This window comes from Limnohabitans sp. 2KL-1, from assembly GCF_003063435.1.
GTDB lineage: Bacteria > Pseudomonadota > Gammaproteobacteria > Burkholderiales > Burkholderiaceae_C > Limnohabitans_A.
In genome coordinates this window covers 96,828-122,780 of record NZ_NESL01000004.1, presented here as the reverse complement: position 1 = coordinate 122,780, position 25,953 = coordinate 96,828, and the positions used below count along the sequence as shown (strand labels likewise).

The following is a 25,953-nucleotide window of genomic DNA, read 5'->3' as shown; positions in this document are numbered from 1 at the left end:
CACATTTCAAATCGTGCGCACTGATTTTGTATTGTGAAATTTTCAACGCAATGGATGGGCTCACAAGCAGGCTATTCGGGGAATCACGCAAGGGTTGTCACCTAAACTCCCGGGTATGGAATTGAACAAAGCAGCAGCCGTCGTGAAAAAAGTCGGACCTTGGGCGTGGTGGCGCTCGTGGTGGCTACGCCAATCACCCAATCGACAAGACCGTTTTGCCAACTTGGCCCCGGTTGCGGCCGTGGTTCTTTTTTTGGCCGCCATTGCCAGTGCTTTCTGGTACCTGCGCGTCGAAGAAATTGAACGCGAACAAGAAGCCATCAAGCGCGATGTGGAATATGCGCAACAGCGTTTGAGGCTGAGACTGCTGGAACGGCAAGAGCAGGTCATGCGCCTGGCCCGTGACGTGTCGAACAAGGAGATTCGCACCGATCAGTTTTTGTCTCGGGCGGAAGCTCTGGTTCAGCAGTACCCGGAATTCTTGTCGCTCACCTGGATCGATGACCGCAGGCGCATCATCGCCAACCAAAGCGTCTCCAGCATTTCCCCCAGCCAACACATGCGCACGGGCACCGTGCTGAAAGTGGGTGAAACCGAGAGCCACTTCAGCTTGGCGCGTGATTTGATGCAGCCCATTTACGGCCAATTGGATGCCGAATCAGACAAAGACGCCCAAGTGCCCGTGCTGCAGTTGCACACCCCGCTGAGCAACGACCAAGGTCGATTCAGCGGCGTGATCCTGGCCGAATACAGCATGGAGGGCTTGTTGCGCTACGGCATCCCGACCGAGATCCTGGCCAAGTACGCCGTGGCCCTGCAAGACGGCAAGGGCCGCTTGCTGGCCGGACAAACCATTCCCGGGCGAATTGCGCTGTGGCGCTTGTTGCCCGGCAGTGACCAGCCCAACAACGACTACGAGGTGCCGGTCTCGCCCGTCGGCAATGATTTGATCCTGCGCGCCCAAGCCTGGCGCACATCTCAGGGGCTGGTCGGCAGTGGCTTGTTCTGGCTGGTCAGCGTGCTGAGTGTCATGACCGCTTGGATGCTGATCGGCAACTGGCGCCACACCCGCCGGCGGCTGCAGGCGCAAAAAGCGCTGGTGGCAGAAACCAACTTCCGCCGCGCCATGGAAAACTCCATGCTGACCGGCATGCGGGCACTGGACATGCACGGGCGAATCACCTACGTGAACCCTGCGTTTTGCCAAATGACCGGCTGGAGTGAGTCGGAACTGGTGGGGGCCGTGGCCCCCTTTCCCTACTGGCCTGACCAGGACAGGGAACTGCTGATGAAACGGCTGGAGGAGGAAATCAGCGGGCAACATTCAGCCGGTGGTTTTCAAGTGCGGGTCAAGCGCAAGGATGGCCACGTGTTCGATGCCCGCATGTACGTCTCGCCCCTGATCGATGCAAGTGGCCGGCAAACCGGCTGGATGACCTCGATGACCGACATCACCGAACCCAACCGGATTCGTGAACAGTTGGCCAGCTCACACGAACGGTTCACCATCGTGCTCGAAGCGCTGGATGCATCCGTGTCTGTGGCCCCCCTGGGCAGCGAGGAGCTGCTGTTTGCCAACAAACTGTACCGACTCTGGTTTGGTCAAAACACGCAAGGTCACCTGCGCCTTGTCCAGCAAGCGGGTGCCAGCGAAGACACCAAGCGCTCGGACGATGTGGACGAGATGGTCGGGCTGCCTACCGAGAGCCTGACCGTGGCGCGTTCGGAAAACGCCGAAATCTTCGTGTCCGAGCTGGGCAAATGGCTGGAAGTGCGCTCACGCTACATCAACTGGGCCGATGGGCGACTGGCGCAGATGGTGATTGCCAGCGACATCACCCCGCGCCGACAAGCCGAAGAACTGGCCGCTCAGCAGGCCGAACGCGCCCAGACCGCCAGCCGCCTGATCACCATGGGCGAGATGGCGTCCAGCGTGGCGCACGAGTTGAACCAACCCCTGACGGCCATCAGCAATTACTGCAGCGGCATGATTTCGCGCATCAAGTCACAACAGGTGAAGGAAGAAGACCTGCTGTCCGCGCTGGACAAAACCGCCCGGCAGGCTCAGCGTGCAGGGCAAATCATCTTGCGCATCCGCAGTTTCGTGAAGCGCAGCGAGCCCAACAGAACCCTGTCCGACGTGTCAGCCATGGTCAGCGAATCGCTGGAACTGGCCGAAATCGAAATGCGCAGACGCCATGTGCGCCTGACCCACCATGTGGCCGCCCGCTTGCCGCAGTTGATGGTCGACCCGATCTTGATCGAACAGGTCTTGATCAACCTGATGAAAAACGCGGCCGAATCGATCGACAACGCCAACCGCCCCGCCGGTCAGCGCCTGGTGGAATTGCGCATCGTGCCCAAGCAAATCGACAACCAATCGGTGGTGGAGTTTTCCGTCACGGACACAGGCCAGGGCTTGCCGCCGGAAGACACCGAGCGGGTCTACGAGGCCTTTTTCTCCACCAAGGTGGAAGGCATGGGCATTGGCCTGAATTTGTGCCGCAGCATCATCGAATCGCACCAGGGCAGGATCACTTCAGAGAACCTCTACAATGCCGGCGAGGTCACAGGATGTCGATTCTCTTTCTGGATTCCGGTCGAAACCGCTTGACCACACAACAACCCATTGGGGTAAACGAATGAGTTTGATACCAAAAAAAGGCACGGTTTATGTCGTTGACGACGATGAAGCCGTTCGCGATTCCTTGCAGTGGTTGCTGGAAGGCAAAGATTACCGGGTGCGTTGTTTTGACAGTGCCGAGTCTTTCATCAGCCGCTACGACCCCCGCGAAGTGGCCTGCCTGATCGCCGACATCCGCATGGGCGGCATGACCGGTCTGGAATTGCAAGACCGCCTGATCGAGCGCAAATCCCCCCCTGCCCATCGTGTTCATCACCGGCCACGGCGACGTGCCCATGGCCGTGAACACCATGAAAAAGGGTGCGATGGATTTCATCCAGAAGCCCTTCAAGGAAGAAGAACTGCTCAGTTTGGTTGAGCGCATGCTGGACGAAGCCCGTGAAGCGTTTGCAGGCTATCAGCAAGCCGCCAGCCGCGACGCGCTGCTGTCCAAGCTGACGGGCCGCGAAGCGCAGGTGCTGGAGCGAATCGTCGCCGGTCGCCTGAACAAGCAGATCGCCGACGATCTGGGCATCAGCATCAAAACGGTCGAAGCGCACCGCGCCAACATCATGGAAAAGCTCAACGCCAACACCGTGGCCGACCTGCTCAAGATCGCGCTGGGGCAAAACGCACCCAAGGCCTGATCCACCCCGCCACACCCGAAACGCCCGCACCCGTCGGGCGTTTTGCATTTTTTCTCTGACTTTTCGAGTATTCACACATGACCGCACAACTCATCGACGGCAATGCCCTGTCCAAACAACTGCGCACCGAAGTCGCCACCCGCGCCCAGGCCCTCAAAGCCAAAGGCATCACCCCGGGTCTTGCCGTGGTGCTGGTGGGCGACAACCCGGCCAGCCAGGTTTATGTGCGCAACAAGGTCAAAGCCTGCGAAGACAGTGGTCTGCATTCGGTGCTTGAGAAATACGAAGCCACCATGACCGAAGCGGACTTGCTGGCCCGCGTGGAAGCGCTGAACAACGACCCGGCCATCCACGGCATCCTGGTTCAACTGCCCCTGCCCGCCCACATCGACGCGCAAAAAGTGATCGAAGCCATCAGCCCGGCCAAGGACGTGGACGGCTTTCACATCGCCAGCGCCGGGGCCCTGATGACCGGCATGCCTGGCTTTTGGCCCTGCACGCCCTATGGCTGCATAAAGATGCTGGAAAGCATCGGCTACGACCTGCGTGGCAAGCACGCCGTGGTCATTGGCCGCAGCAACATCGTGGGCAAGCCCATGGCGCTGATGCTGCTGCAAAAAGACGCCACGGTGACGGTGGCGCACTCGCGCACCCAAAACCTCAAGGCGCTGACCCAGCAAGCCGATGTGATCGTGGCGGCCGTGGGCAAACGGAATGTGCTGACCGCTGACATGGTCAAGCCCGGCGCCGTGGTACTGGACGTGGGCATGAACCGCAATGACGAAGGCAAGCTGTGTGGCGATGTGGACTTTGAAGGCGTGAAAGAAGTCGCCAGCCACATCACCCCCGTGCCCGGCGGCGTGGGCCCCATGACCATCACCATGCTGCTGGTCAACACCCTTGAAGCGGCTGAACGTGCCTCCAAGTAAGTTGTCATCCCGGGCTTGACCCGAGATCCATGCAAGTTGTCATCTCGGGCTTGTCCCAGAATCCATGTAATCTGTCATCCCGGGCTTGACCCGGGATCCATGTCTTCAACATCTGCCGCCCCTGATCTCTCTGTCTCTGGAAAACCCATGACCAACCCCTTGCTCGACACCTCTGGCCTGCCCCTGTTTGACCGCATTGCCCCCGAGCATGTGGCTCCGGCCATGGACGAACTGCTGGCCGCTGCCGACCAGGCCCTTGAAACAGTCACGGCAGACGACTTTCCGGCTGACTGGAAAGCCATCGCCCGCACCCTGGACGTGAGCACCGAGCGTCTGGGCATGGCCTGGGGCGCGGTGAGCCACCTCAACAGCGTGGCCGACACGCCCGAACTGCGCGCCGCCTACAACGCCGCCCTGCCCCGCGTGACCGAGTTCTGGACACGCTTGGGCAGCGACGAGCGCCTGTACGCCAAATACAAGGCGATTGACCCCACCAGTCTGAATGCCGAGCAAACCCAAGCCCACAAAAACGCCCTGCGCGCCTTTGTGCTGGGCGGTGCCGAGCTGCAAGGCGCGGCCAAAGAACGTTACGCCGCCATCCAGGAACGGCTGGCCGAAATCACGCAAAAATTCAGCGAAAACACGCTCGATGCCACTGACAGCTTTGCCCTGTATGTGAGCGAAGATCAGCTCAAGGGTGTACCCGCCGATGTGGTGCAAGCCACCCGCGATGCTGCCCAAAAAGAAGGCAAAGAGGGTCACCGACTGAGTCTGAAAATGCCGGTTTACCTGCCCGTGATGCAGTTTGCCGACAGCGGCACCTTGCGCGAACAGCTCTACAAAGCCCACGTCACCCGCGCCTCTGACCAGGCCCCCGAAGAGGCCCGTCAATTCGACAACACCGCTTTGATGCAGGAGATTCTGGCGTTGCGCCAGGAAGAAGCGCAGCTGCTGGGTTTTGACAATTACGCCCAAGTGTCGGTCGTGCCCAAAATGGCCGAGTCGCCCGAAAAAGTCACCGCCTTTTTACGCGACCTGGCAGTCAAAGCCCGCCCCTTTGCCGAAAAAGACCTGGCTGACCTGCGCGAATTCGCCGCCAACGCCCTCGGCATCACCGGCCCGCTCAATGCCTGGGATGTGCCCTACTTGAGCGAAAAACTCAAGGAAGCGCGCTACAGCTTCAGCGAGCAAGAGGTCAAGCAGTACTTCACCGCGCCCAAGGTGCTGGCCGGGCTGTTCAAGATCATCGAGACGCTGTTTGAAGTCAGCATCCACCCCGACCAGGCCCCGGTCTGGCACCCCGCCGTCGGTTTTTACCGCATCGAGCGTGAAGGCCAACTGGTGGGCCAGTTCTACCTCGACCCACCGGCCCGCGCTGGCAAACGCGGCGGTGCTTGGATGGACGATGTGCGCGGCCGCTGGCAGCGCCCTGACACCGGCGTGCTGCAAACACCGGTGGCGCACCTGGTGTGCAACTTTGCCGAAGGCGTGAACGGACAGCCCGCCTTGCTGACGCACGACGACGTGATCACCCTCTTCCACGAATTCGGTCACGGCCTGCACCACATGCTCACCCAAGTGAACGAGCGAGATGTCTCGGGCATCAGCGGCGTCGAGTGGGATGCGGTCGAGCTGCCCAGCCAGTTCATGGAAAACTTCTGCTGGGAATGGTCGGTGTTGCGCCACATGACGGCCCATGTGGAAACCGGCGAGCCCCTGCCGCGTGCCTTGTTCGACAAGATGCTGGCCGCCAAAAATTTCCAAAGCGGCCTGCAAACCCTGCGGCAGATCGAGTTTTCGCTGTTCGACATGCTGGTGCATGCCGAACACGACCCGGCGCAAGACTTCATGCCGCTGCTCAGCCAGGTGCGCAGCGAAGTGGCCGTCATGCAACCGCCCGCATTCAACCGCATGGCCCACACCTTCAGCCACATCTTTGCGGGCGGTTACGCGGCAGGCTATTACAGCTACAAATGGGCCGAGGTGCTGAGCGCAGACGCCTACGCCGCGTTTGAAGAAACCGCCGCAGCCGACGGCACGCCCAGCGTAGAGACAGGTCGCATGTACCGCCGGGCCATTCTGGAAGCGGGCGGCAGCCGCCCGGCGCTCGAATCGTTCAAAGCCTTCCGGGGCCGCGAACCCAACCTGGACGCCTTGCTGCGGCACCAGGGCATGGTTGCGGCCTGAGGGACCTGGGCAAGACATCAAGGGGAGCTTCGGCTCCCTTTTTTGTTGTGCGCCCAACATCGGCCCAAAACAAAAAAGCACTTAACGTTGCCGTTAAGTGCTTTTTAATCCTACCAAATTTGGTAGGCGCGACTAGATTCGAACTAGCGACCCCCACCATGTCAAGGTGGTGCTCTAACCAACTGAGCTACGCGCCTGTTGAGCTTCGAATTATAGCAGTAAAAATCCCCGTTTTTTCAGGAGTCTTCAACGTCTTCGTGCGGCCCTCACACCTTTGACACCACGCACGCTGCCCAAAACCTTGTTCAAGGTGGCTGCATCGTGGATCTCCACCGTGAACGTCATCCAGGCCGAGCCCTTGATGGACTGGGTTTGTACACCGATCACGTTCATTTTTTCCTTGGCAAACACTTCGGAGATATCGCGCAGCAAGCCTTGCCGGTCAAAAGCCTCCACCGCCACATCGACCGGATAGACCGAGGCATCGGGGCCTTTGCGCTCGCCCCAACGCACTTCAATCACGCGTTCGCTGTGGCGCGACGCCAGTTCGCGGAAGTTGCTGCAGTCCTGCCGATGGATGCTCACCCCTTTGCCACGCGTGACAAAACCACTGATCACATCGGGCGGCGCGGGTTTGCAGCAGCGCGACAGCTGCGTGAGCAAGGAATCCACCCCCACGACCAGCACGCCCGAGGGCGATTTGCGGGCGACCGCGCCTTTGAACTTCTTTTGAAAGTACTCGTCGGGCTCCAGCTCTGGCTCCGGGGGATTCAACAAAACTTCGATGTTGCGCAGCGAATATTCGTCTTTGCCCACCACCTCGAACAGCCCATCGGCCGACTTGAAACCCAGTTGACTGGCCAGGTCGTCCAAACGGATCGCCGTGCGGCCCAGTCGCTGCAGGAATTTTTCAACCGCCTCGCGTCCACGGGCGATGGTCTCTGCACTCACCTGCGCATTGAACCAGGCCCGCACCTTGGCCCGCGCACGCGGGCTGGCCAGGTATCCCAGCTCGGGGTTGAGCCAGTCGCGCGATGGCCCGCCCTCCTTGATGGCGGTGATCTCGATCGTCTGGCCGTTGGCCAACTGGGTGTTCAGCGGCACCATGGCCCCGTCTACCTTGGCTCCCCGGCAGCGGTGGCCCAGGTTGGTGTGCACCGTGTAGGCAAAGTCGACTGGGGTGGCGCCTTGCGGCAGCTCGACCACGGCGGCATCCGGCGTCAGCACATAAATGCGGTCGTCAAACAAACTGCTGTCCTGCGTTGTGGCTTGTGCCGCGCCCGACAGATCGCGCTCCCAGGCCAGCAACTGCCGCAGCACGGCAATTTTGGTGTCGTATTCGCTGTTGGCCGAGACCCCCGCATAGCCTTTGGCCCCTGCCTCTTTATAGGCCCAGTGCGCCGCCACGCCATGTTCGGCATGTTCGTGCATGGCCCGGGTGCGAATTTGTACCTCGATCGGGCCCCCATCGGCATCGCGCACCACCGTGTGCAGCGACTGGTAGCCGTTGGCCTTGGGCTTGGCGATGTAGTCGTCAAATTCTTCTGCAATGGGCACAAAGTGCTCGTGCACCCAACTGAGCACCTGGTAACAATCGGCCACGGTGGGCACCACCACGCGCAGCGCGCGGATGTCGAACACACGCTCAAAGGGCAGCGCCTTGCCTCGCATCTTGCGAACGATGCTGTAAATGTGCTTGGGCCGTCCTTCGACCAAGGCCTCAATGCCCTGGCTGGCCAGTGCCTGCTGCAAGCGCTCGCGCAGCGCCAGCATGTAGCGCTCACGCTCGGCGCGCTTTTCATCCAGCAGCCGGGCTATGTCCTTGTAAGTCGTGGGCTCCAGAAAACGAAAGGACAGGTCTTCCATTTCCCATTTGATCTGCCAGATGCCCAAGCGGTTGGCCAGCGGCGCAAACACCTGCAGGGATTCGCTGGCCAAAGCCGGTGGCACCGGCAATTTGGTGGCCGCGTAATGACGCAGGGTTTGCAAACGCGAGGCCAGGCGCAACATGACCACCCGCAGGTCGCGGCTGAACGCCAGCAGCATCTTGCGCACGTTCTCTGTCTGCAAACGGGGGCTGAGCGGCGTGTTGTTCGGCCCCTGGGTGTTGACCTCGGCCGCACGCGAGAGGCGCTGCACATGCACCAGCTGGTTGGTCTGCATGGCCAGCTGTGCCAAATGGGGGCCAAAGGCCTTGGCCATCACCTCTTCCGGTTTGTTCAAGTGCGGGCAGGCGTAGACCAGGTAACTGGCCGCCTGCATCGCGACCGAGCCGCCAATGTCGGCCAGGATCGCGGCCACCGCATCCGCATGGGCCAGGATGTTTTCTCCGGTGTCCAACGCTTCACCTGCAATCAACGGCTCGGCAAAAGCGCGTGCCTTGGCCAGGGTTTCGGCCTGTTCAGCCGCATCTGCCGTGGCCAGCATCACGGGCGGCAGGTTGGCGAGTGGGGCCGTCGGCGCGTGCAGGCGCGCCGACGCCGACATCGAGCTCGCAGAATGGCTGGAGGTGGGACTGACCATGGTGTCAAACCGCCAACAAGAACTTGGCCACCACCGCGATCTGATCGTCCCCCGTCAAGGTGGGCGCATGCCCAAAACCGGGCCAAGTGTCCAGCTGTGCATGGGGGCCACGCTGCGTCATCTCGGTGGCGGTTTCAGGCGTCAGCAAGTCCGAGTCCTGTCCACGGATGAGCAGGGTCTGCGCCTGGATCTGGTCGAACAAAGCCCACAAAGTGGCCTCGCCTGCAGCGGCGGCTTCAACCGTCATGGCACGAATGGACGCGCCAATGGCCGGGTCGTAATGCAAGGTGAATTGACCGTTTGTTCCGGGGCGCAGCATGTGTGTGGACATTTCGCGCCATACGCCGTCAGAGACCGGACCAAAGCCTTGCGACAAAGTCCAAAGGGCGGCGGCGGCCTCATCAAGATCGCGATATTGCCCATATTGGCCCACGTAGCCCTGCATGCGCTGTACCGAACTCCAGGTGATGGCCGGCCCCACATCGTTGAGGACCAGGCGGTGAATCGGCGCGGGCAAAGGCAAGCCAGGCTGCCCGGCCAGCACCATGCCGATCAACCCCCCCATGCTGGTGCCCACCCAGTCCAGGGTTTGGATCGGCCGATCGGCCCCGAGCTGCGCTTGAACCTGGCCCAGCATGACCAGCATGTCCGCCGCGTATTGGGGAATTTGGTAGAGCGCAGGCTCGCTGAGCCACTCGCTGCGTCCGCGCCCTGCCACATCGGGGCAAATGACCTGCAAGGGTTTGGGGCTTTGTGCCACCAAGGCCTGGGCCAGCCGGTCAAAGTCACGCCCCTGTCGGGTCAAACCATGCACACACACCACGACATGGTCAGCCTGCGCGTCACCCCAGCGCCAATAGGCCATGCGGTGCTGTCCTTGAGGATGAGGGCAAGACACAAACTCAAGCGCAGGCTGCTCGGTCAAGGTGGCAGAGGTCGCGTGAGAGGTGGATGTGTGGAGGGTGGTCATGACAATCGGAAACAATCTGAAGGCGACGCTGCGGAAACCGGGCTTTGACAGCGCCATAATGGACTTTTGAACATCCTAAATCATCTTTCGGAGTGGAAATCATGTTGCAAGGTAAAACAGCGCTGGTCACCGGTTCAACCAGCGGCATCGGTCTGGGCATTGCCAAGGCATTGGCCAAACAAGGCGCCAACATTGTGCTGAACGGTTTTGGCGATGCCGAAGGCCCCAAGGCCGAGATCGCTGCGCTGGGCGTCCAAGTCGCTTACCACGGTGCCGACATGAGCAAGGCTGGCGAGATCGAAGCCATGATGAAGTTTGCCGCCGACACGTTTGGCCGCGTGGACATCCTGGTCAACAACGCTGGCATCCAGCATGTGGCCAAAATCGAAGATTTCCCGGTCGAGCGCTGGGACGCGATCATCGCCATCAACCTCTCCAGCGCCTTCCACGCCACGCGTCTGGCACTGCCTGCCATGAAGGCGGCCAATTGGGGCCGCATCATCAACATCGCCTCCATCCACGGCCTGGTCGGTTCGGCCGAAAAATCGGCCTATGTGGCCGCCAAGCACGGTGTGGTGGGCCTGACCAAGGTCACCGCACTGGAAAACGCCACCACGGGCGTGACATGCAACGCCATTTGCCCCGGCTGGGTGCTCACGCCGCTGGTACAAAAGCAAGTGGACGCCAAAGCGGCCGCCATGGGCTTGTCCAACGAAGAGGCCAAAAAAGTTCTGTTGCAGGAAAAAGAGCCCTCCATGCAGTTCACCACCCCTGAGGAGTTGGGCGAGCTGGCGGTGTTCTTCTGCTCGGCGGCAGGCAACAACGTGCGCGGTGTGGCCTGGAACATGGACGGCGGCTGGACCGCCCAGTAAGAACATGAGCACCTCTGCACGTCTGGACAAAATCGTCATCGTCGACGACGACGCCCGCATTCGCGACCTGCTGCGCCGGTTTTTGTCGCAGGAGGGTTTTGACGTTTTGTTGGCCGAGGATGGCCGCGCACTGGACCGCATCTTGCTGCGCGAAACCATTGACCTGATCGTTCTGGACCTGATGCTGCCCGGTGAAGACGGCTTGAGCATCTGCAAGCGTCTGCGCACCACGGGCACCAAGACGCCCGTGATCATGCTGACCGCCAAAGGCGAGGATGTGGACCGCATCAACGGACTGGAAATCGGCGCCGACGATTATCTGGGCAAGCCTTTCAACCCTCGTGAGTTGCTGGCCCGCATCCATGCCGTGTTGCGGCGCAGGCCTGCCACGGAATTGCCGGGCTCGCCCTCGTCCGACGACGAAGTCATCAGCTTCAGTGCCTTCAAGCTGGACCTGGGCGCACGCTCGCTGAGCAAGAACGGCCAGAGCATCCCGCTGACCACGGGGGAATTCGCCATGCTCAAAGCACTGGTTCGTCACCCCCGGCAATCGCTGACCCGGGACAAACTGGCCCAGCTCGCCCGTGGCCGCGAATTCGAGCCCTTTGACCGCAGCCTCGACGTGCAGATTTCACGCTTGCGCAAGATGATCGAAGTGGATCCGGCATCGCCCAAAATCATCCAGACCGTCTGGGGCGTGGGCTATGTGTTTGTGCCCGATGGTCAAGCGTGACGGATGCGGACATCCACGCGGGCGACCATGCACTTCATCCCGCGCCCGGCCCACGTCTGAAGGTCAGTCTTTTTTGGCGCACCTTCATTTTGTTGGCCATGCTGATTTTTTTCAGCAGTGTGGCCTGGTTGCAGATGTTCAAAACGCAGGAATACGAACCCCGCATCTTGCGCAATGCACACCAAATCGCCACGGTGGTCAACCTGACCAAAACCGCGCTGATGCACAGCGATGCCATCGCACGGGTTTATTTGCTCAAAATGCTGGCCGACGAAGAGGACGTCCGACTCAAAACACGTGAACCGGGCGACCAGATCGAGGTCTTCTCGGCCTCCGGCTTGGACAGCCGACTGGCCGAAGAAATGATCAAGCGACTGGGCACCGGCACCGTGGTGGCGTCCCGGGTCAACGATGAAGAAGGCCTGTGGATCGGCTTTCAAATCGAACGCGACAGTTACTGGTTGCAAATGGACTCGGCCCGCCTCAAACCATTGGGCGGCAGTGCCTGGGTGATCTGGCTGAGCGTGACCACTGCGCTGTCATTGCTGGGTGCCGCCATCATGGCGGGTTTGATCAATCGGCCGCTCAAGCGTTTGTCTTATGCCGCCAGCCAAGTGCGCGAAGGTCACTTTGACGGCCCTACCCTGGACGAAAGTGCCGCCACCAGCGAAATCCGTGAAGTCAACATCGGCTTCAACCGCATGGCCGAAAGGCTGGCCAAGATCGAAGCCGAACGCGCCTTGATGCTGGCGGGTATTTCACACGATTTGCGCACACCTTTGGCACGCCTGCGGCTGGAAACCGAGATGAGCGTGGCCGACGCCGAAGCGCGCGAACTGATGGCCGCCGACATCGAACAACTTGACGAGATCATCGACAAATTCCTCGATTACGCCCGCCCTGACGCCACCGAATTGGGCCCCGTCCTGCTGACCGGGGTCATCAGCCGCTGCATCGCGCCCTGGCGTCACAACCAGCGCTTTGAAATTTCAGTCGATGTCGGCGAGGACCTGCAAGTCATGGCCGAACCCGTCGAGTTGGGCCGCGTGATGTCCAACCTGCTGGAAAACGCCCGCCGTTATGGCCAAAGCCCCAGCGACGGCATCACCCGCGTCGAGATCGTGGCGCGGGTGCACGACGGCTGGGTGCTGCTGCGGGTGCGCGACCAGGGTCCCGGGGTGTCAGAAGACACGTTGAAAAACCTCACCCAACCCTTTTTCAGGGGCGATGCCGCCAGAACCTCTGCCACCGGCTCTGGCCTGGGCCTGGCCATTGTGGAGCGATCTGTGCAGCGCATGGGCGGCACGTTTTCGGTGTTCAACAACAGCGCAGGTGGGCTGATGGCCTTGATGAAATTCAGGCAGGCACCGGCGACCTGAACTTGTGGGCAGGAGGGTGACCGGTGCCTCGGTGTCTCGATCACCGTGCTCAGCGCTTAGCCAACAAGGCCACCGCCCTCGCCTCCATGCTTTGGCCCATGCCGATCGGCCCCAGCTTTTCGGCCGTCTTGGCCTTCACATTGACCTGATCGGCTGGCACGCCCAGCGCCTTGGCCACGCCAGCGTTGATGGCCGCCATGTGCGGGGCGAGCTTGGGGGCCTGGGCCACGATGGTGCTGTCCACGTTCACCAACTCCCAGCCCTTTTCGCGCACGCGGCGCATGGCCTCTTGCAAAAGCACCGACGAGTCTGCGCCCTTGAACTGCGCATCCGTGTCCGGAAAATGCCGCCCAATGTCGCCCAAACCCGCTGCGCCCAGCACCGCATCGGTGATGGCGTGCAGCAGCACATCGGCGTCTGAATGGCCGAGCAGGCCCGTAGTGTGGGGAATCTCCACCCCGCCCAAAATCAGTTGGCGACCCGGCACCAGGGCATGCACGTCCCAGCCTTCTCCAATGCGGATGTTCATCACGCTCTGCTCCTCAAAATGGCTTCGGCCAACGCGAAATCGGCCGGGTAAGTGACTTTGAAATTCTGCGCCGAACCTTCGATCAGTCGGGGCATCAAACCCCACCGCTCGATGGCGCTGGCCTCGTCGGTGATGCCCGCAAAGCCACTGCCCGCCACATCGGCCAGGGCATCGTGCAGCATCTGCAAGCGGAACATCTGCGGCGTTTGCGCCAGCCACTTGTGCTCACGCGGCACCGTGGCCGCCACGCGACCGCCCTCCTCGCTTTTGAGCGTGTCGGGCAAAGGCAGGGCCAGCAGGCCGCCTACCGCGTCGTGCTGGCACGTGTCGATCAGGCGGCTCACCGATTCGGGCGAGACCAGGCAACGCGCCGCGTCGTGTACCAGCACCCAATCTTGCGGGTCAAGGCCTGCTGCCAGCATGGCCTTCAGGCCATTGAAAACGCTCTCGGCGCGGCTCGCGCCACCGCAAGCCACCCGCCTGAAACGCTCGGGCCAGCCTTGCTCGGCCCAGCCATGGTCATCGTCGGCCGACAAAATCACCCAGCCACTGGCCAGTTGAGGCACCTGCGCCAAGGCCTGCACCGTGTGCATGACCATGGGTTGTCCGGCCACCTGTTGGTATTGCTTCGGCTGGGCGGTGCCTGCACGGCTGCCCGTACCGGCACAAGGGATGAGGGCGTGGAAACGTGCCAAGGCAATGCGTTCGGTCATAAGCTGACATTGTAGTTTTGTAGGTCGATGGCTTCAGCCCCGACAAATGCCTGCGTTACAGCAGACCCTGTCGGGGCTGAAGCCGCCGACCGAACACAGTGCTTATCGCGCACCGCCGACCTGCCGAACGACGCAAAGCCTCTAAAATCAAAGCCAATCGACATTCGCACACCCCCCTCCTTTTCGGCGGGGGGTGTTCTGCTTTTTTCATCGCCATTGCCCATCGCCACCATGCAACTGCCCAGCTTGATTACCGGCAAACGTTTCACCCTGCCCCGCCCCGCCGGCTCGGCCGATGCCGTCTTGCTGGCCCAACTGGCCCAGCGCGAAAAGAAAGCAGGCAAGCTAGTCGCCATCGTCACCAGTGACGCGGCCGATGCCCAGCGCCTGATGGACGAGCTGGTGTTTTTTGCGCCCGACCTGCGCTGCGTGATGTTCCCCGACTGGGAAACACTGCCGTACGACACGTTTTCGCCGCACCAGGACCTGATCAGCGAGCGCTTGGCCACGCTGTGGCGCATTAAGCAGCGCAACCACGCCGAGAGCGCCGACGTGGTGCTGGTGCCCGCCACCACAGCGCTGTACCGGCTGGCCCCGCCGTCCTTTTTGGCGGGCTACACCTTTGAATTCAAGGTCAAGCAAAAGCTCGACGAAGCCCAACTCAAGGCCCAGCTGACTTTGGCGGGCTACTCACACGTCAGCCAGGTGGTCAGCCCCGGCGAATACGCGGTGCGCGGCGGCCTGATTGATTTGTTCCCCATGGGCTCGCTGGTGCCTTACCGGGTGGACCTGTTCGACGACGAAATCGACAGCATCCGGACCTTTGACCCCGACAGCCAGCGCAGCCTCTACCCCGTACCCGAGGTGCGCTTGCTGCCCGGGCGTGAGTTCCCCATGGACGAGGCCGCCCGTGCGCGTTTCCGAAGCCGCTGGCGCGAACTGCTCGAAGGAGACCCGACGAAAAGCCGCATCTACAAAGACATGGGCAACGGCGTGGCCACGGCGGGCATCGAGTATTACCTGCCGCTGTTTTTTGAAGAAACCGCCACGGTGTTTGATTACCTGGGCGCTGGCCAAGCCGATGCGGCCACCGTGGTGCTGCACGGCGATCTGGAGCCCGCCTTTCAGCGCTTTTGGCAAGACACCCGCGACCGCTTTCGGCTGGTGCAGGGCGACCCCGAGCGGCCCGTGCTGCCGCCCGATGCGCTGTTTTTGAGCGCCGAGCAGTTCTACACCCTGACCAACGGCCATGCACAACTGGCCCTGCGACCCGGCACCAGCGATGTGGCCGACAACGCCTTGGCCCAGCCCCTGCCCGAGCTGACGGTGGTGCGCGGTGCCGAAGATCCGCTGTCGCGCTTGCAAGCCCACATCCGCAGCAGCGCCAGCCGGGTGCTGATCCTGGCCGAAAGTGATGGCCGCCGCGAAAGCCTGCTGGACTTCGTGCGCTCCAGCGGCCTCACGCCCCCGGTGTTCGACAACCTGCAAGAGTTTTTGACCAGCGACGAAAAAGTCGGCATCGCCACAGCGGCGCTGGTCAGCGGTTTTCACTGGTTCGAGCACAACATCGACCTGGTCACAGAAACCGAACTCTTCGCCGCAGGGGCGGTCACCCGCCGCCGCAAAAAGCAAGAACAGGTCAGCGACGTGGAGGCGCTGATCAAAGACCTGAGCGAGCTGAATGTGGGCGACCCGGTGGTGCACAGCGCGCACGGCATTGGCCGTTACCGGGGTCTGGTCAACATGGACATGGGCCAGAAAAACGAAGACGGCACGCCCGCCCTGCAAGAGTTTTTGCACCTGGAATACGCCGACAAAGCCACGCTCTATGTGCCTGTGAGCCAGCTGCAGCTGATTGGCCGCTACACAGGCGTGAGCGCCGACGAAGCGCCACTGCACAAGCTGGGCTCGGGCCAATGGGAAAAGGCCAAACGCCGCGCCGCCGAGCAGGTGCGCGACGCCGCCGCCGAGTTGCTCAACATCTACGCCCGCCGCGCTGCACGAGAGGGGCACCCCTTCCGCTATAGCCCGCAGGACTACGAGACCTTTGCCAACGACTTTGGCTTTGAAGAAACCGCCGACCAAAAGGCCGCCATCCACTGCGTCATCCAAGACATGATCAGCCCCCGCCCGATGGACCGCCTCGTGTGTGGCGACGTGGGCTTTGGCAAGACCGAGGTGGCGCTGCGCGCTGCTTTTGTGGCCGTCACGGGCGGCAAGCAAGTCGCCCTGCTGGCCCCCACCACGCTGCTGGCCGAGCAGCACTACCAAACCCTCAAAGACCGCTTTGCCAAATGGCCCGTCAAGGTGGCCGAAGTCTCGCGCTTTCGCTCGGGCAAAGAAGTCACCGCTGCCCTCAAAGGCATTGCCGACGGCACGGTGGACATCGTGGTCGGCACACACAAGCTGCTGAGCGAATCCACCAAATTCCACGACTTGGGCCTGCTCATCATCGACGAGGAACACCGCTTTGGCGTGCGCCACAAAGAGGCCATGAAAGGCCTTCGGGCTGAGGTCGATGTGCTCACGCTCACCGCCACACCCATCCCCCGCACCATGGGCATGGCATTGGAAGGCCTGCGCGATTTGAGCGTGATTGCGACTGCGCCGCAACGCCGCTTGGCCATCAAGACCTTTGTGCGCAACGAAGGCACGGGCGTGATCCGCGAGGCGGTGCTGCGCGAACTCAAGCGCGGCGGCCAGTGCTACTTTTTGCACAACGAGGTCGAGACCATCGAGAACCGCAAGCAAAAGCTCGAAGAAATCCTGCCCGAAGCCCGCATCGCCGTGGCCCACGGCCAGATGCCCGAGCGCGAGCTGGAGCGCGTCATGCGCGACTTTGTGGCCCAGCGCTACAACATCTTGCTGTGCTCGACCATCATCGAAACCGGCATCGACGTGCCCACGGCCAACACCATCGTGATCTCTCGAGCCGACAAGTTCGGCCTGGCCCAACTGCACCAACTGCGCGGGCGCGTGGGCCGCTCGCACCACCAAGCCTATGCGTATTTGATGGTGCCCGAGATCGAAGGCCTGACCAAACAAGCCGCCCAGCGGCTGGACGCGATCCAGCAAATGGAAGAACTGGGCAGCGGCTTTTATTTGGCCATGCACGACCTTGAGATCCGTGGCGCGGGCGAAGTGTTGGGCGAAAACCAGAGCGGCAACATGCTCGAAGTGGGTTTTCAGCTCTACAACGAAATGCTGTCCGAAGCGGTGCGATGCTTGAAGTTGGGCAAAGAGCCCGATTTGCTCAACCCGCTCACCGCCACCACCGACATCAACCTGCACGCCCCCGCCCTGCTGCCCAACGACTACTGCGGCGACGTGCACCTGCGCCTGAGCTTTTACAAAAAGCTGGCCACCGCCAAAACCAGCGACCAAATCGACGCCTTGCTCGAAGAACTGGTGGACCGCTTTGGCAAGCTGCCCCCGCAAGCGCAAACCCTGGTGGACGTGCACCGCCTGCGCGTGCTGACCCAGCCCTATGGCGTCATCAAGGTCGACGCCGCCCCGGGCGTCATCCAGATCACATTCAAGCCCAACCCACCCGTGGACCCCATGGCCATCATTGGCCTGATCCAGAAAAACAAACACATCAAGCTGGCGGGCAACGACAAACTGCGCATTGAGCGTGAACTGCCTGACCCCAAGGCGCGGGCGCAGATGGTGCGGGATGTGCTCAGGAGTTTGGGGACGCCGAAGGTTGAGGTGGCGGCTTAAGGGAACTGGTGAAATCAAGGCTTGGGCACATCACGCGGCTGATGCATGCCGGGCCGCAGGCACGTCTGGCCGTGACCGGACGCTTGGCAGATAAGCCCGTGCGTGATGAACCATTGAACGAGCAAACTGCTCAGGCGCTGCGCATCGCCTGAGCAAGAGGGGATGCCATCGGCGGTTTGCTCCCTGATCCATGCAGCTCTGCGAAAATGAATGCCCCATGACCCTTCGCCTGACCACCGCCCTGCTTGTTCTGAGTCTGCTGATGCCCGCCGCTTTTGCGCAGCGCGTGTATGACAGCAACGGTCGGGCTTTGGGCCGCGTGGATGCCGAGCGTTTTTACAACGCGTCGGGCCAGCAGATCGGGCGGGTCGACGCAGAACGCGTGTATGGCGCTTCGGGTCGGCAACTGGGGCGCATCGATGGGGACCGTGTGTACAGCGCCTCGGGCAGTCAGATCGGCCGCATCGATGGCGAGCGGCTGTACAGCGCTTCGGGCTCGCTCATGGGCCGCATGGACGGCGAGCGGCTCTACGATGCGTCGGGTCGCCAGCTTGGCCGTGCCGATGGGCTGCGGCGCATGCAGATGATTGTGTTCTTTTATTTTTTCATGTGAGACCTGACCATGACCGTTCGTGAGATCCTCAAAATGGGCGATGCGCGTTTGCTGCGCGTGGCCGAGCCCGTGACCACTTTTGACTCGCCCGAGTTGCATGCCCTGATTGCCGACATGCGCGAGTCCATGGCGGAGGTGAATGGCGCGGGCCTGGCTGCGCCGCAGATTGGCGTGAACCTGCAAGTCGTCATTTTTGGCAGCACCGCCGTCAACCCGCGTTACCCGGACCGCCCGCTGGTGCCGCGCACGGTGCTGATCAACCCGGAGATCACGCCCTTGGGTGCCGAAGAAGAGGACGATTGGGAAGGCTGCCTGTCGGTGCCCGGCTTGCGCGGTGTGGTGCCGCGCTGGGCGCGCATCCGTTACACCGGTTTCGACGAAAAAGGCACGCCCATCGACCGCACGGTGGACGGTTTTCATGCGCGCGTGGTGCAGCACGAATGCGACCACCTGATCGGCAAGCTCTACCCCATGCGGGTGCGCGACTTCAGCCGCTTTGGCTTCACCGAAGTGCTGTTCCCCGAGATCAGCGCCGCCGAGGACGATTGAGTTTTCCCGGGGCTGTTTGGGGTGCCGGTGGGTGTCTCGGTGTCGGCCTTGGAGTCAAAAGCCGCACCCACGAACCTCTAAGGCTTTTGACCGGACAACAGCAGCGCCAGGCCTGCATCGTCGAGCACCGGCACACCGAGTGATTGCGCTTTGTCGAGCTTGCTGCCCGCCTCGGCACCGGCCACCACGTAGTGGGTTTTCTTGCTGACCGAACCGGCCACTTTGGCCCCCAAGGCTTCGAGCTTTTCCTTGGCTTCGTCGCGGCCCATGCTTTGCAAGGTGCCCGTGAGCACCACGGTGATCCCGGCCAGCGGCATTTCAGTCGGTGCCAAGGCGTCGCCTTCGGGCCAGTGCACGCCGGCATCGCGCAGGGCTTGCACCACTTCGCGGTTGTGCGGCTGGTCAAAAAAGGTGCGGATGCTGTGCGCCACCACCGGGCCCACATCGGCCACTTGCAGCAAGGCATCTTCGCTGGCGGCCATGACGGCGTCGAGTTGCCCAAAATGGCGGGCCAGCTCTTTGGCCGTGGCCTCGCCCACATGGCGGATGCCCAGGCTGAACAAAAAACGGCCCAGCGTGGTGGTTTTGGATTTTTCCAATGCTTCGAGCAGGTTGACGGCCGACTTTTCGGCCATGCGGTCCATGTCGGACAGCGTCTCCAGCTTCAACTGGTACAAGTCAGCCAGGGTTTTGACGTGGCCCAAATCCACCAGCTGATCGACCAGTTTGTCACCCAGACCGTCTACGTCCATGGCGCGGCGGTGCGCAAAGTGCCAGATGGCCTGTTTGCGCTGGGCGCTGCAAAAAAGCCCCCCCGTGCAACGGTGGTCGGCTTCGCCCTCTTCCCGCTCGGCCAAGCTGCCGCACACCGGGCAGTGCGTCATCATGGTGAATTGAGGCGCATCGACCGGGCGGCGGTCCAGCACCACCGACACCACCTCGGGGATCACATCGCCCGCACGCCGCACGATCACGGTGTCGCCCACCCGCACATCCTTGCGGCGGGCTTCGAGTTCGTTGTGCAGCGTGGCGTTGGTCACGGTGACGCCGCCCACAAACACCGGGGCCAGTTTGGCCACGGGTGTGAGCTTGCCCGTGCGCCCCACCTGCACGTCGATGGCCAGCACGGTGGTCATCTCTTCTTGCGCCGGGTATTTGTGGGCCACGGCCCAGCGCGGCTCGCGGGTCACGAAGCCCAGCCGGGCTTGCAGCGCGAGGTCGTTGACTTTGTAGACCACGCCGTCGATGTCGTAGGGCAAAGCGTCGCGCTCAGCCGCGATGCGCTGGTGAAACGCCACCAGACCGGCCGCACCTTGCACGCAGGCGGTTTGTTCGGCCACCGGAAAGCCCCAGGCCTTGAGCTGCATGAGCAGGTCAAAGTGGGTGCGCCACTGCGGGCCGCCCTGTTCGGCGGGGGTGATGTCGCCCAGCCCATAGGCAAAAAAGCTCAAGGGCCGCTCGGCGGCAATGCCCGAATCCAGTTGGCGCACCGCACCGGCTGCGGCATTGCGCGGGTTGACGAAGGTTTTTTCGCCCTTCATACCGGCCGCGATGCGTTCGCGCTGGCGTTCATTCAGGCGTTCAAAGTCGCCACGGCCCATGTAGACCTCGCCGCGCACTTCGAGCACAGCGGGTGCGTCGGGCGGCAAACGCAGCGGGATTTGCCCGATGGTGCGGATGTTGGCGGTGACCTCTTCGCCGGTTTCGCCATCGCCCCGGGTGGCGGCCTGCACCAGCACACCGTTTTCGTAGCGCAGGCTCATGGCCAGGCCGTCAAACTTGAGTTCGCCCACGTAATCCACAGCCGGATCGGCATCGGTCAGACCCAGCTCTTTGCGGATGCGGGCATCAAACGCCTCGGCCCCGCTGGCTTCGGTGTCGGTTTCGGTGCGGATGCTGAGCATGGGCACGCGGTGCGTGACCTGCGCAAAAGCGTCCAGCACCGCGCCACCCACGCGCTGGGTGGGCGAATCGGACGTGAGCAATTCGGGATGGGCCGACTCCAGGGCTTTCAGCGCCAGAAAGAGCCGGTCGTATTCGGCATCCGGCACCTCGGGCGCATCGAGCGTGTAATAAGCGTGCGCATGGCGGTGCAGCTGGGCACGCAAATGGGCGGCACGGCCGGATGGGCTGTCGGCTTGTTCGGCAACGCTGCGCGCCTCAGGCACGATGGGCTCGGGTGACAGGTCGCCAAACAGGTCTGGCGTGGTGGTGTTCAAGGCCAGGCTCCGTCAAGAAAACAGGCGACGCGCTTGGGGCGAACCGGCAGACAACTCGCGGGCATCCAGCGCATCGTAGAGTTGGCGCAAGTCGTTGCCGATTTGGTCCAACTCGGCTTCACTCAGAACCCGTCCGCCGCCATCGGTCACCAAACCGTCCATGTTGTCCGCCAGCGACCGGGCGGCTTCGCGCAGTCGCTCAAAGGCCTGGTCTTCACGGGCGATCTGAGGCACATCCAAGGTCAAGGCAAACGAACGGATGGCGGACAAAGCAGGGTCTTCGGCCATGGCCGCTTGGGTGTCAAAGGTCAAGGACAACACAGCCGGGGTGCCTGCCGTTGCGCTGGGCAACACCATCCGCCCGGGCATGGAGCCGGGCAGGAACCCCAACCGGGCCGCATGCTGCTGGATGTAACCGGGGCTCCAGGCGGCTTCGCGCGCGTACAGGGTAAAGCTCAACAGGGCGTCGTGCACGTTGGCAAACTGGTCCAGTTCACGCGCACGACCGACTTCTTCCAGCATGTCGCTGAAAGTGGGGGTGCCGCCCACCGCATCGGCAAAAGCCTGGGTTTTGACCACAAACTCTGAAAACTCGATGTTGTTGAGGGCACCCACGCGGTTGGCCAACTGCACACCCGCCTGAAAAGCGGTGTAACGGCGGCCAGGCATCAATGGTGCCCAAGGCCCGCCTGCTTGCACGCTGCCTTCGATAAAAAATGGTTTGGTGCCCACGCGCCGGGTCACCGGCATGGCCGCCAAAGCGGCTTCACCCGAAACCGGCTGGTCCACCTCAATGGGCGCGATCACATCGATCAAGGCGTCCAGGTGGGTTTTGCGCTCGGGTTGCGGCAGGTTGGCAAAGTCGTCGGTCATGGTCGGCTCAAGGGGCTCGCGCAGCGGGCTGACCGGCTCCATGTCCAGCCGCGGCTCCTGGGCCAGGGGTGCGAATTCGCGGTTCGGTTCGGCCTGACGGGGGGAATTCTTGCGGGAAGTCCAGTAGTTGTAGGCCACCACGGCCACCAAGGTCAAACCGCCGATGACCGCCAGACTGACTTGCAAGGAGCTCATTGAATCAGACATATGCTCAAAAACCTCAGGCCACGTCGGCCATAGAAACGGCGGACTCCATGTCCACCGCCACGATGCGTGAAACGCCCTGCTCCTGCATGGTCACGCCGATCAACTGCTCGGCCATTTCCATGGCGATCTTGTTGTGGCTGATGAACAGGAACTGGGTCTCTTTGCCCATGCCCTTGACCAGTTTGGCGTAGCGCTCGGTGTTGGCGTCGTCCAGCGGCGCGTCCACCTCGTCGAGCAAGCAAAACGGGGCCGGGTTGAGCTGAAAAATCGCAAACACCAGCGCGATGGCCGTGAGGGCTTTTTCGCCACCCGACAGCAAATGGATCGTCTGGTTTTTCTTGCCGGGCGGCTGCGCCAGCACCTGCACACCCGCGTCCAAAATTTCGTCGCCGGTCATCACCAAGCGGGCATTGCCACCCCCAAACAGCTCAGGGAACATGCGGCTGAAGTGCTCGTTGACGATCTTGAAGGTGCCGCCCAGCAGCTCGCGCGTCTCGGCGTCGATCTTGCGGATCGCGTCTTCGAGCGTGTTCATGGCGTCGGTCAGGTCGGCGCACTGCGAGTCCAGGAACACCTTGCGCTCGCGCGAGGTGGTCAGCTCTTCCAGCGCGGCCAGGTTGACCGGGCCAAGCGCTGTGATCTCGCGGTGGATGCGGTCGATCTCGCCTTGCAGGCCGGTCACGCGCACCTGACCCGCCTCAATCGATGCGGCCACGGCCTCCAGATCGGCTTGCGCATCGGCCAGCAGCTGGGTGTATTGCTCCAGGCCCAGGCGGGCGGCTTGTTCCTTGAGCTGCAAATCGGTGATGCGCTGGCGCAAGGGGTCGAGTTCGCGCTCAAAGCTCACGCGGCGTTCGTCGCTGGCGCGCAGTTTGGCCGTCAGGTCGTCGTAGGCGCTGCGGCAAGCGCCCAGTGCTTGCTCGCGCTCGAGCTTGACGGCCAGCACATTTTGCAAACCCGCTTGGGCTGCGGCATCGGTCAAGCGGCTGAGTTCGTCGCGGGCCCGCTGCATTTCGGCATCGATGCTGGTGACCTGCTGCTGCGCGGTCTCGATGGTGCGGTTCAACTCGGCGCGGCGGGCGTCCAGGCTGCGCTGCGAGAACTGGGCTTCTTGCGCCCGGCGCTCCAAGCTGCGCTGTTGCTCGCGGCATTCGGACAGCTTGCGCTCGGCTTCGATCACGCGTTCGTCCAGCTGGGCGTGGCGCTCTTGCGTGTCGGCCAGCTGCATGTCCAGCTCTTCAAAGCGGGCTTCGGCCGTGACACGGCGCTCTTGCAACTCATCCAGCAAGGCCTCGACTTCGGCCAGGTCGTTGTTGATCTGCTCGCTGCGGGCACGGGTTTGCGCCACCAGCTGCGACAGGCGCAAGGTCTCCACCTGCAGCTCGTGCGTGCGCGACTGGCTTTCGCTGGCTTCGCGGCGCACGGTGATCAGGCGCTGCGAAGCGTCGGCATAGGCCGCTTCGGCCCGCACCAAAGCGCTGCGGCTTTCTTCTGAAATCAGGGTCTGGGCGCGCAGCTGCTTTTCCAGGTTTTCGATCTCTTGGGCGCGGCCCAGCAAACCGGCTTGCTCGGAGTCCTGCGCGTAAAACACCACGCTGTTCAGGTCGACCGCATGGCCGGCCTGCACAAAAAGCGTCTCGCCCGCTTGCAGCTGGCTGCGCCAAGCCAGCGCGTCTTCGATGTTGGGGGCGGTGTAACAGCCTTGCAGCCAGTCGGCCAACAGGGCCGACAAACCGGCATCGTGCACACGCAGCAACTCGGCCAAAGGCTTGCAGCCTGCGGGCATGCCGCTGCGTGGCGCAGCCTTGGCAGCCAAAGGCGGGCTGAAAAAGCTCAGTTTGGCGGGCGGCGCGTCGTTGGCAAAGGCACGCACCATGTCCAGGCGCGAGACTTCCAGGGCCGACAGGCGCTCACGCAGGGTGGATTCGAGGGCGTTTTCCCAGCCCGGCTCGATGTGGATGCGGCTCCACAGGCCTTCCAGCCCTTCCATGCCATGTTTGGCCAGCCAAGGTTTGAGCTTGCCGTCGGTGCGGACTTTCTCTTGCAAGGCCTTGAGCGCCTCGATGCGGGCGCTCAGGTCGGCCAGCTTGGACGACTCCTGGTTTACAGCGGTTTGGCGGGTGCGGCGGTCTTCATCGAGTGCGGGCACCTGTTCTTGCAGGTCTTGCAAGCGGGCTTCGGATTCGGCCGACAGAGCTTCGGCCTCGGCCAGTTGTTCTTGCAAGTGGCCAAGGCGGGCCTCGTCGGGGGCGGCCAGGGCATTGCGGTCGGTCAGCAGGCGTTCGCGGCGGGTGTCCAGCTGGCGCGATTGTTCTTCGACGTTGCGCTGGTCAGCGGCCAGCACGCCAATTTGCTGCTGCACCTGCACCACGGTGGCGCGTTGGGCGGTGGCGTCGTTTTGGGCTTTGCGCAAGGCTTCTTCCAGATCGGGCAGCGCCATGGCCTGGTCTTCCACCTGAGCCGCCAGTGTCATGCTCTGGTCCTCGGCCATCGCGGCTTGCTCGGACAGGGTTTCCAGTTCGGCCTGCGCATCTTCGCTGCGGGTGCCCCATTGCGCGGTTTGCTCGATCAGCTGCTGCAGGCGCTGCTCAGCGCGTTGGCGGCCTTCCACCACAAAGCGAATTTCGGCCTCCAGCCGCCCCACTTCGGCGCTGGCTTCGTACAAAGCGCCTTGCGCCTGGTTGACCTGGTCGCCCGCGGCGTAATGCGCCTGGCGGATGGTTTCCAGATCGGCCTCGACATGCCGCAAATCGGCCATGCGCGACTCCAAGGCGTTCACAGCTTGGTCCACGTCGGCCTTCATGCGGCCTTGGTCGGTCTCGGCGTCGCGGCGTTTCAAAAACCACAGCTGGTGCTGCTTGAGCGTGCTGTCGGCCTGCAGGCTGTTGTAGCGGTGGGCCACTTCGGCCTGTTTTTCCAGCTTTTCCAGGTTGGCATTCAGCTCCCGCAGGATGTCGTCGACGCGGGTCAGGTTTTCGCGGGTGTCCGACAAGCGGTTTTCGGTCTCGCGGCGGCGCTCTTTGTATTTGGACACGCCTGCGGCTTCTTCGAGGAACAGGCGCAGCTCTTCGGGGCGCGACTCGATGATGCGGCTGATCGTGCCCTGGCCAATGATGGCGTAAGCGCGTGGGCCCAGACCCGTTCCCAAAAACACGTCTTGCACGTCACGGCGGCGCACCGGCTGGTTGTTGATGTAGTAACTGCTGTTGCCGTCACGGGTCAGCACACGCTTGACGGCGATTTCGGCAAACTGGCCCCATTGGCCACCGGCCCGGTGGTCTTCGTTGCTGAACACCAGTTCCACGCTGGCGCGGCTGGCGGGTTTGCGGGTGTTGGTGCCGTTGAAAATCACGTCCTGCATGGACTCGCCACGCAGCTCGGACGCTTTGGACTCGCCCAGCACCCAGCGCACCGCGTCCATGATGTTGGATTTGCCGCAGCCGTTGGGGCCGACCACGCCCACCAGCTGCCCGGGCAGCAGGAAGTTGGTCGGTTCGGCAAACGATTTGAAGCCTGAAAGCTTGATGGAGTTGAGGCGCACGGCGGTCAGGTCGGTCGAAAATGAAAACAGGGGCCTGGCAAAGCTCACAAATCACCGCCAAAACCCTCAAAAAGCTCAAATTAATGGATTCAATCCACGCTTTTGAACAGCCTTCAATATTAA

At 62.3% G+C, this 25,953-nt stretch carries 17 protein-coding genes, 1 tRNA gene and 1 pseudogene; 11 read left to right on the top strand and 8 right to left on the bottom strand.

The window, feature by feature from the left end; all coding sequences use genetic code 11:
- The first annotated feature begins 115 nt into the window (after positions 1 to 115).
- The 4 genes and pseudogenes from B9Z47_RS11080 to B9Z47_RS11065 all read left to right on the top strand — a co-directional run bounded on the left by B9Z47_RS11080 (position 116) and on the right by B9Z47_RS11065 (position 6,386).
- Positions 116 to 2,614, top strand: coding sequence for a PAS domain S-box protein (locus B9Z47_RS11080; protein WP_108331312.1), 2,499 nt, complete (start codon positions 116 to 118; stop codon positions 2,612 to 2,614).
- Positions 2,615 to 2,642: 28 nt separating this feature from the next.
- Positions 2,643 to 3,270, top strand: a pseudogene (locus B9Z47_RS11075) (response regulator transcription factor).
- A 77-nt stretch (positions 3,271 to 3,347) separates the two neighbouring features.
- On the top strand, positions 3,348 to 4,199 hold the full coding sequence (folD, locus tag B9Z47_RS11070; protein ID WP_108331311.1) for a bifunctional methylenetetrahydrofolate dehydrogenase/methenyltetrahydrofolate cyclohydrolase FolD: 852 nt from the start codon (positions 3,348 to 3,350) through the stop codon (positions 4,197 to 4,199).
- 147 nt (positions 4,200 to 4,346) lie between these two features.
- Positions 4,347 to 6,386, top strand: coding sequence for a M3 family metallopeptidase (locus B9Z47_RS11065; RefSeq protein WP_108331310.1), 2,040 nt, complete (start codon positions 4,347 to 4,349; stop codon positions 6,384 to 6,386).
- Positions 6,387 to 6,506: 120 nt separating this feature from the next.
- On the opposite strand, the gene B9Z47_RS11060 is transcribed toward B9Z47_RS11065, so the two are convergent.
- The 3 genes from B9Z47_RS11060 to B9Z47_RS11050 all read right to left on the bottom strand — a co-directional run bounded on the left by B9Z47_RS11060 (position 6,507) and on the right by B9Z47_RS11050 (position 9,879).
- Positions 6,507 to 6,583 (bottom strand) — tRNA-Val (locus tag B9Z47_RS11060).
- Positions 6,584 to 6,632: 49 nt separating this feature from the next.
- The gene (locus B9Z47_RS11055) at positions 6,633 to 8,873 is read right to left on the bottom strand and encodes a bifunctional (p)ppGpp synthetase/guanosine-3',5'-bis(diphosphate) 3'-pyrophosphohydrolase (protein WP_108331455.1); all 2,241 of its coding nucleotides are present in this window, start codon (positions 8,871 to 8,873) and stop codon (positions 6,633 to 6,635) included.
- A 40-nt stretch (positions 8,874 to 8,913) separates the two neighbouring features.
- Positions 8,914 to 9,879: an alpha/beta fold hydrolase gene (locus tag B9Z47_RS11050; RefSeq protein WP_108331454.1), complete on the bottom strand. Its 966-nt coding sequence runs from the start codon at positions 9,877 to 9,879 to the stop codon at positions 8,914 to 8,916.
- 101 nt (positions 9,880 to 9,980) lie between these two features.
- Between B9Z47_RS11050 and B9Z47_RS11045 the strand changes: the two genes are divergently transcribed.
- Genes B9Z47_RS11045 through B9Z47_RS11035 form a run of 3 tightly spaced genes read left to right on the top strand, consistent with a single transcriptional unit; the run spans position 9,981 to position 12,863 of the window.
- Entirely contained in the window at positions 9,981 to 10,751 is a 771-nt protein-coding gene (locus B9Z47_RS11045) for a 3-hydroxybutyrate dehydrogenase (protein WP_108331453.1), read from the top strand.
- A 4-nt stretch (positions 10,752 to 10,755) separates the two neighbouring features.
- Entirely contained in the window at positions 10,756 to 11,484 is a 729-nt protein-coding gene (gene ompR / locus B9Z47_RS11040; protein WP_108331309.1) for a two-component system response regulator OmpR, read from the top strand.
- On the top strand, positions 11,481 to 12,863 hold the full coding sequence (locus B9Z47_RS11035; RefSeq protein WP_233253766.1) for an ATP-binding protein: 1,383 nt from the start codon (positions 11,481 to 11,483) through the stop codon (positions 12,861 to 12,863). Before ompR ends, B9Z47_RS11035 begins: the two co-directional genes overlap by 4 nt.
- A gap of 49 nt (positions 12,864 to 12,912) precedes the next feature.
- Here the strand turns inward: B9Z47_RS11035 and ispF are convergent, their stop codons facing one another.
- Positions 12,913 to 13,392 carry a 2-C-methyl-D-erythritol 2,4-cyclodiphosphate synthase gene (gene ispF / locus B9Z47_RS11030; RefSeq protein ID WP_108331308.1) on the bottom strand — a complete coding sequence of 160 codons (480 nt, stop codon included), beginning with the start codon at positions 13,390 to 13,392 and terminating at the stop codon, positions 12,913 to 12,915.
- Complete coding sequence (ispD, locus tag B9Z47_RS11025) at positions 13,392 to 14,105, bottom strand: 2-C-methyl-D-erythritol 4-phosphate cytidylyltransferase (protein WP_108331307.1); 714 nt, start codon at positions 14,103 to 14,105, stop codon at positions 13,392 to 13,394. The genes ispF and ispD overlap by 1 nt, the downstream gene beginning before the upstream one ends.
- Before the next feature lie 231 nt (positions 14,106 to 14,336).
- Between ispD and mfd the strand changes: the two genes are divergently transcribed.
- The 4 genes from mfd (at position 14,337) to def (ending at position 18,990) form a co-directional block, all read left to right on the top strand.
- Positions 14,337 to 17,828 carry a transcription-repair coupling factor gene (gene mfd / locus B9Z47_RS11015; protein WP_108331305.1) on the top strand — a complete coding sequence of 1,164 codons (3,492 nt, stop codon included), beginning with the start codon at positions 14,337 to 14,339 and terminating at the stop codon, positions 17,826 to 17,828.
- Positions 17,829 to 17,836: 8 nt separating this feature from the next.
- Positions 17,837 to 17,980 (top strand): hypothetical protein, encoded by a 144-nt coding sequence (locus B9Z47_RS18570; protein WP_158271671.1) that lies wholly within the window; start codon positions 17,837 to 17,839, stop codon positions 17,978 to 17,980.
- Between the two features lie 65 nt (positions 17,981 to 18,045).
- Positions 18,046 to 18,441 carry a 5-fold beta-flower protein gene (locus B9Z47_RS11010; protein WP_108331451.1) on the top strand — a complete coding sequence of 132 codons (396 nt, stop codon included), beginning with the start codon at positions 18,046 to 18,048 and terminating at the stop codon, positions 18,439 to 18,441.
- A gap of 9 nt (positions 18,442 to 18,450) precedes the next feature.
- Positions 18,451 to 18,990: a peptide deformylase gene (gene def / locus B9Z47_RS11005; protein WP_108331304.1), complete on the top strand. Its 540-nt coding sequence runs from the start codon at positions 18,451 to 18,453 to the stop codon at positions 18,988 to 18,990.
- Positions 18,991 to 19,067: 77 nt separating this feature from the next.
- Here def and ligA read toward each other — a convergent pair whose 3' ends face one another.
- From ligA to smc, 3 genes are read right to left on the bottom strand one after another with little or no spacing between them, the layout of a single operon-like run.
- Complete coding sequence (gene ligA / locus B9Z47_RS11000) at positions 19,068 to 21,209, bottom strand: NAD-dependent DNA ligase LigA (RefSeq protein ID WP_369912127.1); 2,142 nt, start codon at positions 21,207 to 21,209, stop codon at positions 19,068 to 19,070.
- Positions 21,210 to 21,221: 12 nt separating this feature from the next.
- Complete coding sequence (locus B9Z47_RS10995) at positions 21,222 to 22,277, bottom strand: cell division protein ZipA C-terminal FtsZ-binding domain-containing protein (protein ID WP_108331303.1); 1,056 nt, start codon at positions 22,275 to 22,277, stop codon at positions 21,222 to 21,224.
- A gap of 25 nt (positions 22,278 to 22,302) precedes the next feature.
- Positions 22,303 to 25,830, bottom strand: a complete 3,528-nt coding sequence (gene smc / locus B9Z47_RS10990) for a chromosome segregation protein SMC (RefSeq protein ID WP_108331449.1) — start codon at positions 25,828 to 25,830, stop codon at positions 22,303 to 22,305.
- Between the last annotated feature and the right edge of the window lie 123 nt (positions 25,831 to 25,953).

Excerpts from the sequence above, each read along its gene's own strand:
- B9Z47_RS11055 (WP_108331455.1), bottom strand. The coding sequence starts at position 8,873 with ATGTCGGCGTCGGCGCGCCTGCACGCGCCGACGGCCCCACTCGCCAAC.
- B9Z47_RS10995 (WP_108331303.1), bottom strand. The coding sequence starts at position 22,277 with ATGAGCTCCTTGCAAGTCAGTCTGGCGGTCATCGGCGGTTTGACCTTG.
- folD (WP_108331311.1), top strand. The coding sequence starts at position 3,348 with ATGACCGCACAACTCATCGACGGCAATGCCCTGTCCAAACAACTGCGC.
- B9Z47_RS11065 (WP_108331310.1), top strand. The coding sequence starts at position 4,347 with ATGACCAACCCCTTGCTCGACACCTCTGGCCTGCCCCTGTTTGACCGC.
- B9Z47_RS11045 (WP_108331453.1), top strand. The coding sequence starts at position 9,981 with ATGTTGCAAGGTAAAACAGCGCTGGTCACCGGTTCAACCAGCGGCATC.
- ispD (WP_108331307.1), bottom strand. The coding sequence starts at position 14,105 with ATGACCGAACGCATTGCCTTGGCACGTTTCCACGCCCTCATCCCTTGT.
- B9Z47_RS11080 (WP_108331312.1), top strand. The coding sequence starts at position 116 with ATGGAATTGAACAAAGCAGCAGCCGTCGTGAAAAAAGTCGGACCTTGG.
- def (WP_108331304.1), top strand. The coding sequence starts at position 18,451 with ATGACCGTTCGTGAGATCCTCAAAATGGGCGATGCGCGTTTGCTGCGC.
- B9Z47_RS11050 (WP_108331454.1), bottom strand. The coding sequence starts at position 9,879 with ATGACCACCCTCCACACATCCACCTCTCACGCGACCTCTGCCACCTTG.
- ispF (WP_108331308.1), bottom strand. The coding sequence starts at position 13,392 with ATGAACATCCGCATTGGAGAAGGCTGGGACGTGCATGCCCTGGTGCCG.
- B9Z47_RS11010 (WP_108331451.1), top strand. The coding sequence starts at position 18,046 with ATGACCCTTCGCCTGACCACCGCCCTGCTTGTTCTGAGTCTGCTGATG.
- ompR (WP_108331309.1), top strand. The coding sequence starts at position 10,756 with ATGAGCACCTCTGCACGTCTGGACAAAATCGTCATCGTCGACGACGAC.
- mfd (WP_108331305.1), top strand. The coding sequence starts at position 14,337 with ATGCAACTGCCCAGCTTGATTACCGGCAAACGTTTCACCCTGCCCCGC.